General features: G+C 68.4%; 2 protein-coding genes and 1 pseudogene. 1 reads left to right on the top strand and 2 read right to left on the bottom strand.

The window, feature by feature from the left end:
• Positions 1 to 860, bottom strand: an 860-nt coding sequence (locus AC2VOR_RS13545; RefSeq protein WP_486963939.1) for an oxygenase MpaB family protein, incomplete at its 3' end; no start/stop codon positions are given.
• 96 nt (positions 861 to 956) lie between these two features.
• On the opposite strand from AC2VOR_RS13545, the gene AC2VOR_RS13540 reads away from it, so the two are divergent.
• Complete coding sequence (locus tag AC2VOR_RS13540; RefSeq protein ID WP_369741457.1) at positions 957 to 1,526, top strand: TetR/AcrR family transcriptional regulator; 570 nt, start codon at positions 957 to 959, stop codon at positions 1,524 to 1,526.
• Here the strand turns inward: AC2VOR_RS13540 and AC2VOR_RS13535 are convergent.
• Positions 1,523 to 1,928 (bottom strand): annotated as a pseudogene (locus tag AC2VOR_RS13535) (glucose-6-phosphate isomerase); the annotation flags it as partial. The gene AC2VOR_RS13540 and the pseudogene AC2VOR_RS13535 sit on opposite strands and share 4 nt — an antisense overlap.

Genomic DNA, 1,928 nt, shown 5'->3' with positions numbered 1-1,928 from the left:
AGGCCGAGCAGAAAGCAGCGGTACCTGGCGAATTCGACGACGGCGCGTTCGGCGGCGGTGAACTCGCTGCGGCCCTGCTGGCGCGCCTTGCGGGCCAACAGGTATTGGCCGATCATCCCGGCGGGCATCTGGTCGACCTGCGGAACCGGCATCCCGTAGACCGCGACGTCCCATTTGTCCGACTTCTTGAGCGCGTTGTAGCGGACCATCGAGTGCATCAACCGGACCATGGCGGCCGCCTCGAACCCGGGGCCGTAGCGGTCGAGTGCTCCGGGGAGCGTGGTGACGGCGAAGAAACTGGCCGTCTCGTTGACCCGCCGCGCGGCCCGCTTGCCCGACAGCGCGCCGGTCAGGGCCATCGGCAGCGCGGCATAGGTGTTGGTGAAGGTCGCCACGAAGGCTCCCCGCGTGATGAACGGGGCCAGCAGCGCCGCGGGGATGCGCTCCTGCCGGGCGCCCTCACGGACCAGGTCGAAGTCGATCCACTCGGGGGTGGCCTCCATGGCGGCGATGAACGCCGCGAGTTCGGGGGGCGCGTCGGGCACGGCCTCGATCCCCTTGCGGCAGGCCGTCTTGAGCATGTCGATCAGGTGCGTGACGCTGTGCGTGGTCATCAGCGCGGCATAGGGATCGGCCACGACGTCGCCGAGCATGGTGGCCGTGCTCATCAGCTCGACGACGCGCTCGTCGTCGAGGATCGTGGCGCGCTCGGCGATCCAGGCGGGCAGGGCCGATTCGGCGTCGGGCTCGGTGGCCAGGCGGTCCGGTCGCCGGTCGAAGTCGAAGTCCCCGTACAGCTCGGGCTGCAGGTCGCGTTGGCTCCGGACCCGGCGGGCGAGCTCGGGGTAATACGCGACCATGACGACCTCCCGGGTAACTAACACTTGGTGAGTAATACTCACAACTTGTTAGTTAAGCTGTCAAGGGTGAGCACCGTGGACGTCCCGAAGCGCCGGATGACCGCCCAAGGGCGCCGCGAGCAGATTCTCGACGTCACGCACGCGATCGTCGACGCCGAAGGGTTCCACGCGGCGACGCCGAATCGCATCGCCGAAGAGGCCGGCATCAACCGGTCGTTGATCTATCAGAAGTTCGGGGATCTGGCGGGGCTGTTCGTCGAACTCATCGACCGCGAGGCGGCACGGGCCGGCGCCCAGTTCGCCGAGGCGATCGCCGGGCTGGACACCGCCCCCGGGGACCAGTCGTTGGTGCTCGCGTTCGACGGCGTGCTGGCCGCCGTCGACGCCCACCCGGCAACGTGGCGGCTGTTCTTGTTCCCGCCGCAGGGCGCTCCGCCGCAGTTGTACGCGCGCCTGGCGCAATCCCAGGCCGTCGTGCTCGAGTTCTTCGTCACGGAACTGCTGCGCCGCAATCCCGAACTGCACGAGCCGGAATACACCGCCCGGGTCCTGCACGCCGCCGGTCGCGAACTGCTGCAGTTGCACCTCAGCGACCCGCAGAACGCATCCGGAGAACGCCTGCGCACCTTTGTGCGCCGATTCGGTGCCGAGCTCTCGAAAGGTTAGCTCGCGCGCCCTCTTTCGGCGCGATAGCGACGGACCAGCGCGTCGGTGGAGCTGTCCGGCTGCGGGTCGGGGGCGGCGTCGGCGGTGAGCACCGGAAGCAACGCCTTGGCCTGCGTCTTGCCCAGTTCCACACCCCACTGGTCGAACGAGTCGATGCCCCACACGACGCCCTCGGTGAACACCTGATGCTCGTAGAGGGCGATCAGCTGGCCCAGCACCGACGGGGTGAGGCGGTCGGCCAGGATCGAGGTGGACGGCCGGTTGCCGGGCATGACCTTGTGCGGCACGACATCTTCGGGTGTTCCTTCGGCGGCGATCTCCTCGGCCGTCTTGCCGAACGCCAGCACCTGGGTCTGGGCGAAGAAGTTGCTCATCAACAGGTCGTGCATGCTGCCGTCGCCC

The organism is Mycobacterium sp. TH-M103 (genome assembly GCF_057473785.1).
This window is presented reverse-complemented; position numbering and strand designations above follow the sequence as displayed.

Excerpts from the sequence above, each read along its gene's own strand:
- AC2VOR_RS13540 (WP_369741457.1), top strand. The coding sequence starts at position 957 with ATGACCGCCCAAGGGCGCCGCGAGCAGATTCTCGACGTCACGCACGCG.